Annotated in this window: 5 protein-coding genes and 1 tRNA gene (1 of these 6 cut by a window edge); 5 read left to right on the forward strand and 1 reads right to left on the reverse strand. The window is 61.9% G+C overall.

Annotated features, from left to right (window positions below; translation table 11 throughout):
* Window positions 1-20: transfer RNA gene (locus tag QT222_RS13220), tRNA-Asp, on the reverse strand; it reaches 153 nt to the left of the window's first position.
* Between the two features lie 267 nt (window positions 21-287).
* Between QT222_RS13220 and QT222_RS13225 the strand changes: the two genes are divergently transcribed.
* The 5 genes from QT222_RS13225 to QT222_RS13245 all read left to right on the forward strand — a co-directional run.
* Window positions 288-515: a DNA-directed RNA polymerase subunit H gene (locus QT222_RS13225; protein WP_004058173.1), complete on the forward strand. Its 228-nt coding sequence runs from the start codon at window positions 288-290 to the stop codon at window positions 513-515.
* Entirely contained in the window at window positions 512-2,077 is a 1,566-nt protein-coding gene (locus QT222_RS13230) for a DNA-directed RNA polymerase subunit B'' (RefSeq protein WP_004058171.1), read from the forward strand. Before QT222_RS13225 ends, QT222_RS13230 begins: the two co-directional genes overlap by 4 nt.
* 1 nt (window position 2,078) lies before the next feature.
* A complete protein-coding gene (rpoB, locus tag QT222_RS13235; RefSeq protein ID WP_004058169.1) occupies window positions 2,079-3,908 on the forward strand; it encodes a DNA-directed RNA polymerase subunit B in 1,830 nt (609 codons plus the stop codon).
* A 12-nt stretch (window positions 3,909-3,920) separates the two neighbouring features.
* On the forward strand, window positions 3,921-6,845 hold the full coding sequence (locus QT222_RS13240) for a DNA-directed RNA polymerase subunit A' (protein WP_004058167.1): 2,925 nt from the start codon (window positions 3,921-3,923) through the stop codon (window positions 6,843-6,845).
* A partial coding sequence (locus QT222_RS13245) for a DNA-directed RNA polymerase subunit A'' (RefSeq protein ID WP_491477440.1) occupies window positions 6,838-7,803 on the forward strand: 966 nt, incomplete at its 3' end. The genes QT222_RS13240 and QT222_RS13245, both read left to right, overlap by 8 nt.

The raw sequence follows: 7,803 nt of genomic DNA on the forward strand, positions 1-7,803 counted from the left end.
GGCCACTACACCACCCGGGCCCTCCGTCTGCAATCATTCGTAGCCGAGGTTTATAGATAAGACTTACCATCTGAAATGGCCTTGGCCCGCGGTACCGCGATTCCTGCCCCGAAGACATTTATATTACAATATCACATGCCAATACGTGACGAATCGCGCATCTCCGGTGCGTGACCTCCGGTAGCGTCGCCTTTCTTCGAGGCAGTTGGCAAGTGTTAAATGGGTGGCTCCCAAAATCTGCCGTAGTATCCCGTGACAGCTTCTTCCAGCACCCAGCAGCACCATACATGGTAGACGTAAGCCAACACAAACTGGTTCCGGAACACACGCTTCTCGACGACGAGGCCGTCGAGGACGTGTTACAGGAGTACAACGTCGAGAAGACGAATCTCCCGAAGATCAAGAGGAAAGACCCGGCGCTCCCCGAGGACGCAGAGCCCGGCGATGTCATCAAGATCGTTCGGAATTCGCGAACGACAGACAAAGCAGTCGTATATCGACTGGTGATTGAATGAATCGACAAGCGCGACGCGAGGTCTCTCGCAAGTACTTCTCTGAAGAACGGCTCGCTGAACACCACTTCCGCTCTTTCAACGCATTCCTCGAACGCGGCATGATGGATGTCGTCGAGGAAAAAGCCACCATCGAGACCGACATCGGTGACAAGGAAGGCGAAGAGCCGGTCTACGTCGAACTCGGTGGCGTCCGCGTCGAGACGCCCCGCGTCCGCGAGGCCGACGGCTCCGAGGAATTGCTCTTCCCGCAGGAAGCGCGCCTGCGTAACATCACGTACTCCGCCCCCGTGTTCATGGAGATGTCCATCGTCCGTGGCGGCGAAGAAGAAGAGGAAGTCGTCGTCGACACCGCCGAAACGAAGGTCGGTCGGATGCCCATCATGGTCGGCTCCTCGAAGTGTAACATCGCGGAACTCTCCGACGCCGACCTCGTCGAAATCGGCGAAGACCCCGTCGACCCCGGCGGCTACTTCATCGTCAACGGCTCCGAGCGCGTGCTCATGACCTCGGAGGACCTGGCTCCGAACAAGATTCTCGCCGAGTACGACACGAAGTACGGCGACGAGATTCAGGTCGCCAAGACCTTCAGTCAGCGCCGCGGCTACCGCGCACTCGTTCTCTGTGAGCGCAACCGCGAAGGACTGCTCGAAGTCTCGTTCCCATCTGTCTCCGGGAGCGTCGACTTCGTTACGCTCGTGCGCGCACTCGGGCTCGAATCCGACGAGGAGATCGTCCACCGCGTCTCCGACGACCCCGAGATTGTGAAGTTCATGCTCGAGAACCTCGAAGAGGCCGAGGTTCAGACCCAAGAACAGGCTATCGAGGCACTCGGCAAGCGCGTCGCTGGTGGGCAGGGCAAGAACTACCAGCTCAAGCGCGCCAACTACGTTATCGACCGCTATCTTCTGCCGCACCTCCACGAGGAGGGTGCCGAAGAAGAGGAAGTGCGCATGAACAAGGCGTACTACCTCTGCCGCATGGCCGAGGCGTGTTTCGAACTCGCGCTGCAGCGCCGTGACTCCGACGACAAGGACCACTACGCCAACAAGCGTCTCAAGGTGTCCGGTGACCTGATGAAGGACCTCTTCCGGACGGCGCTCAACAAGCTGGCACGCGACGTGAAGTACCAGCTCGAGCGCGCTAACATGCGTAACCGTAACCTCACGGTGAGCACGGTCGTCCGGTCCGACGTGCTTACCGAACGGCTCGAACACCCCATCGCGACGGGGAACTGGGTTGGTGGCCGTTCCGGCGTCTCCCAGCTCGTCGACCGGACGGACTACATGGGTGTGCTGTCGCACCTGCGTCGTCTCCGGAGCCCGCTGTCGCGGTCGCAGCCCCACTTCGAGGCACGCGACCTGCACGCGACCCAGTGGGGTCGCATCTGTCCTTCGGAGACGCCCGAAGGACCGAACTGTGGTCTGGTGAAGAACTTCGCGCAGGCGATGGAGCTCTCCCAGGACGTCGAAGACGAACAGGCATTGAAGCGAGAACTTGCGTCGATGGGTGTCGAGGGTATCCCCGGCATCGACAGCGTCGACGCCACACCCGCAGACGACTAACATGGCTCAGGCACAGCGAGAAGCGAAAGTATACGTAAACGGTAGTCTCGTCGGGACCCACCCCGACCCCAATCAACTCGCGGCACAGATTCGTGAGGCGCGTCGCCGCGGCGACGTCAGCCAGATGGTGAACGTCTCCATCAAGGAGCGCACCCGCGAAGTCATCATCAACGCGGACGCTGGTCGCGCCCGCCGTCCCCTCATCGTCGTCGAAGGCGGTGAACCGCTCCTCGGCGACGAACACGTCGAGGCGCTCGAAAACAACGACCTCGACTTCGACGACCTCGTCGAGCGCGGGCTTGTCGAATTCATCGACGCTGAAGAGGAAGAAGACATCTACGTCGCGGTCGACGAAGACGAGATCAACGAGGACCACACGCACCTCGAAATCGACCCGCAACTCATCTTCGGTATCGGTGCCGGGATGATTCCGTACCCGGAACACAACGCATCGCCGCGTATTACGATGGGTGCAGGGATGATGAAGCAGTCGCTGGGGCTTCCGGCGGCGAACTACCGTATCCGCCCCGACACCCGGCAGCACCTCATGCACTACCCGCAGCTTTCGATGGTCAAAACGCAGACCACGGAGCAAATCGGGTTCGACGAGCGGCCGGCCGCACAGAACTTCGTGGTCGCCGTGATGTCCTACGAGGGGTTCAACATCGAGGACGCACTCGTCATGAACAAGGGTTCGGTCGAGCGTGCACTGGCTCGTTCGCACTTCTTCCGAACCTACGAAGGCGAAGAGCGTCGCTACCCCGGCGGTCAGGAAGACCGTTTCGAAATTCCGTCACAGGACGTGCGCGGCGCACGCGGTGAAGACGCGTACTCGCACCTCGACGAAGACGGTCTCGTCAACCCCGAGACGGTCGTAGACGAGAACTCCGTCCTGCTCGGCAAGACCTCGCCGCCGCGGTTCCTCGAAGAACCCGACGACATGGCCGGTCTCTCGCCGCAGAAGCGCCGCGAAACCTCGGTCACGATGCGCTCCGGAGAGTCCGGTGTTGTCGACACCGTCACGCTCATGGAGGGTGAAGACGGCTCGAAACTCGCCAAGGTCTCCGTCCGCGACCAGCGGGTTCCGGAACTCGGCGACAAGTTCGCATCTCGACACGGACAGAAGGGTGTCGTGGGTCACTTGGCCCCGCAGGAAGACATGCCCTTCACCGCCGACGGCGTCGTTCCCGACCTCGTGCTCAACCCGCACGCCCTGCCGTCGCGCATGACGGTCGGCCACGTGCTGGAGATGCTCGGCGGTAAGGTCGGCGCGCTCGAAGGTCGACGCGTCGACGGGACCGCCTTCCAGGGCGAAGACGAACACGAACTTCGGTCCGCGCTGGAAGAACGCGGCTTCATGTCCTCCGGCAAGGAGGTCATGTACTCCGGCGTCACCGGCGAAAAGATCGAGGCCGAAATCTTCGTCGGCATCATCTTCTACCACAAACTGTACCACATGGTGAGCAACAAGCTGCACGCCCGCTCGCGCGGTCCCGTGCAGGTGCTTACCCGTCAGCCGACTGAAGGTCGTGCCCGGGAGGGTGGGCTTCGTCTCGGAGAGATGGAGCGTGACACCGTCATCGGACACGGTGCCGCGATGGTGCTCCAAGAGCGCCTGCTCGACTCTTCCGACAAGGAGAGCGTCTACATCTCCGCCGACACCGGCATGGTCGCCGTCGAGGACCGCGACCAGCGCCGCATCTACGACCCGGTCACTGGCGACGAGGACAACATCCACGAAATCGAGATCAGCTACGCGTTCAAGCTGCTTCTCGACGAGATGGTTGCGCTCGGCGTACGCCCGCGCATCGAACTGAAGGACGCGGTCTAACCACACATGTCAATGCAGACACCCAAAGAAATCGGCAGCATCCAGTTCGGGTTGATGGACCCGGAGACGTACCGAGACATGTCCGCGACGAAGGTCATCACCGCGGACACCTACGACGACGACGGTTACCCAATCGACATGGGTCTCATGGACCCTCGGCTGGGCGTCATCGACCCCGGTCTGCAGTGCCGCACCTGCGGTCAGCACTCCGGGTCGTGTAACGGGCACTTCGGCCACATCGAACTGGCCGCACCCGTCATCCACGTCGGCTTCACGAAGCTCATCCGTCGCCTGCTCCGCTCGACGTGCCGCGAGTGCGGTCGCCTCGCGCTCACGCAGGAAGAAGCAGAGGAGTACCACGGTAAACTCGGTCGCACGAAGGAACTCGGCGACGACTGGAGCGACGTGATGAAGTCGGCAGTCCGGCAGGCCCGCAAGGCCCACCGCTGTCCGCACTGTGGCTCGCCCCAGCACGACATCAAACACGAGAAGCCGACGACCTACTACGAGGTCCAGAACGTGCTCGCCGGGGACTACTCCGAGCGCATCGCCGAAGCGATGCAGCCCGACCCCGACGACGAGGACGACGAGGGCGTCGACCCGATGGTTCTCGCCGAGCAGACCGGACTCGACGCCGACCGCATCAATCAGGTGCTCGCTGGCGAGTTCCGCCCGGTCGGCGACGACCGAAAGGCGCTCGAAAAGGCGCTCGACCTCGACCTGACCGAAGAGGACATGAACAAGCTGATGCCCTCGGACATTCGCGACTGGTTCGAGGACATCCCGGACGACGACCTCGTCACGCTCGGTATCGACCCCGAACGGTCGCGTCCCGAGTGGATGATTCTGACCGTCCTTCCGGTTCCGCCAGTCACGGCCCGTCCATCTATCACGCTGGACAACGGCCAGCGCTCCGAGGACGACCTGACCCACAAGCTTGTGGACATCATCCGCATCAACCAGCGGTTCATGGAGAACCGCGAGGCTGGTGCCCCGCAACTCATTATCGAGGACCTGTGGGAACTCCTTCAGTACCACGTCACCACGTTCATCGACAACGAAATTTCGGGCACGCCACCGGCACGCCACCGCTCCGGCCGACCCCTCAAGACGCTCAGCCAGCGCCTGAAGGGCAAGGAAGGGCGCTTCCGTGGCTCCCTTTCGGGTAAGCGTGTCAACTTCTCCGCGCGTACCGTCATCTCGCCGGACCCGACCCTCTCGCTCAACGAAGTCGGTGTTCCGGACCGCGTTGCGACGGAGATGACCCAGACGATGAACGTCACCGAGCGCAACATCGACGAGGCTCGACAGTACGTCCGTAACGGACCCGAGAGCCACCCCGGTGCGAACTACGTCCGCCGTCCCGACGGTCGTCGCCTCAAGGTAACAGAGAAGAACTGCGAAGAACTCGCAGAGAAGGTCGAACTCGGCTGGGAGGTCAACCGACACCTCGTCGACGGTGACATCGTCATCTTCAACCGACAGCCATCGCTGCACCGGATGTCCATTATGGCACACGAAGTCGTCGTGATGCCGTACAAGACGTTCCGCCTGAACACGGTTGTCTGTCCGCCGTACAACGCAGACTTCGACGGCGACGAGATGAACATGCACGCCCTCCAGAACGAGGAGGCTCGTGCTGAGGCGCGCGTCCTCATGCGCGTCCAAGAGCAGATTCTCTCGCCGCGCTTCGGTGAGAACATCATCGGCGCTATTCAGGACCACATTTCGGGAACGTACCTGCTCACGCACGACAACCCGGAGTTCGTCGAGACGCAGGCGCTCGACCTGCTCCGCGCGACGCGCGTGGACACACTCCCAGAACCGGCGGGCGAGGACGAAGACGGTATCCCGTACTGGACGGGCCGTCAGATCTTCTCCGAACTCCTGCCCGACGACCTGAACATGGAGTTCACCTCGAAGGTCGGCGACACGGTCAGCATCGTTGACGGCCAACTCGTCGAAGGTACTATCGACGAGGACGCAGTCGGCGCGTTCGGCGGGGAAATCGTCGACGTGCTGGCGAAGGACTACTCGAAGACGCGTTCGCGCATCTTCATCAACGAGATTGCCTCGCTCGCGATGCGCGCCATCATGCACTTCGGTCTCTCCATCGGTATCGACGACGAGTCGATTCCGGACGAGGCCACGGCGCAGGTCGACGAGGCTATCGACGCCGCCTACGACAAGATTCAGGAACTCATCGAAATCTACGAGGCGGGCGAACTCGAATCGCTGCCGGGCCGCTCGGTCGACGAGACGCTCGAAATGAAGATTATGCAGCGCCTCGGCAAGGCACGTGACTCTGCCGGTGAAATCGCAGAGGACCACTTCGCAGAGGATAACCCGGCAGTCGTGATGTCCAAATCCGGTGCGCGTGCATCCATGCTCAACCTGACCCAGATGGCCGGCTGTGTCGGTCAGCAGGCAGTTCGGGGCGAGCGCATCAACCGCGGGTACGAAGACCGTACCCTGAGCCACTACCAGAAAGGCGACCTCTCGGCCGACGCCCACGGGTTCGTCGAGAACTCCTACCGTGCCGGTCTCACGCCGCGTGAGTTCTTCTTCCACGCGATGGGTGGCCGCGAAGGGCTGGTCGACACGGCAGTTCGTACCTCGAAGTCCGGGTACCTGCAGCGTCGTCTCATCAACGCCCTGTCCGAACTCGAAGCGCAGTACGACGGCTCCGTCCGCGACACGTCGGGCACCATCGTTCAGTTCGAGTTCGGTGAAGACGGCACGAGCCCGGTGAAGGTCTCGTCAGACGACGAGATGCCGATTGACGTCGAGAACATCGCCGACCGCGTCATCGACGCGGAGTTCAGATCCACCGAAGAGAAGGAACGCTTCCTCGGCGAGCGCGCACCGCCGACCAACCTCTCCGAACACGCAGAGCCGCGCATCAGCGGCCGTGCGGGGGTCGAATCCGATGACTGACAACGCCGCAATCTCCGAATACGAACACATCGACGAGGATATCGTCGATGTCGTCGAGTCCAAGGAACTGTCTCGACGCCTGAGGAACCGCATCTACCAAACCATCGAAGACCGCGAGGGCGTCTCCCTCGAACAGGCCGGCGAAATCGCACAGGCCGTCGAGGCGCGCTACCTCGACACGCGTGTCGACCCGCTCGACCCCGTCGGGACGGTCTCGGCACAGTCTATCGGTGAGCCGGGAACGCAGATGACGATGAACACGTTCCACTACGCGGGCGTCGCAGAAATCGACGTGACGCAGGGGCTTCCCCGTCTCATCGAACTGGTGGACGCGCGGAAGACGCCTGACACGCCGATGATGACGGTCTACCTCGACGACGAGTACGCCGAGAACCGCGACCTCGCCCACCAGGTCGTCTGGAACATCGAGTCCACGAAGATTCTGGCCCTTGGTGACATCTCGACGAACGTCGCCGACATGGTCGTCCAGGTCAACCTCAACGACGAGACGCTCCTCGAACGGTGGCCGACCTACGACGACGAGGGTGTCGTCGCGAGCGAAATCGCCGACACCATCGAAGATGCACTCGGCGTCAAGACCCGCCGCGAGGGAACACTCATCGAATTCGGTCCCGAGAGCCCGAGTTATCGCCGTCTCCTCCAACTCGTCGAGGAACTGCGCGACATCGTGTTCAAAGGCATCGAAGAGGTCTCACGCGTCGTCATCCGCAAGGAGCAGAACGAAGAGACCGACGAAGAGGAGTTCGTCCTCTACACCGAAGGGTCGGCCTTCGGCGACGTGCTCTCTATCGAGGGCGTCGACGCCTCGCGCACCACCTCGAACAACATCCACGAGGTACACAAGCAACTCGGTATCGAGGCCGCTCGTGAGGCAATCATCGACGAGACGATGAACACGCTCAAAGAGCAGGGTCTCGACGACGTGAACATTCGTCAC

The sequence above is a fragment of the Haloferax sp. s1 genome, from assembly GCF_058382125.1.

Bases quoted from the DNA above. Each gene is read 5' to 3' on its own strand.
- rpoB (WP_004058169.1), top strand. From the start codon at position 2,079: ATGGCTCAGGCACAGCGAGAAGCGAAAGTATACGTAAACGGTAGTCTC.
- QT222_RS13240 (WP_004058167.1), top strand. From the start codon at position 3,921: ATGCAGACACCCAAAGAAATCGGCAGCATCCAGTTCGGGTTGATGGAC.
- QT222_RS13225 (WP_004058173.1), top strand. From the start codon at position 288: ATGGTAGACGTAAGCCAACACAAACTGGTTCCGGAACACACGCTTCTC.
- QT222_RS13230 (WP_004058171.1), top strand. From the start codon at position 512: ATGAATCGACAAGCGCGACGCGAGGTCTCTCGCAAGTACTTCTCTGAA.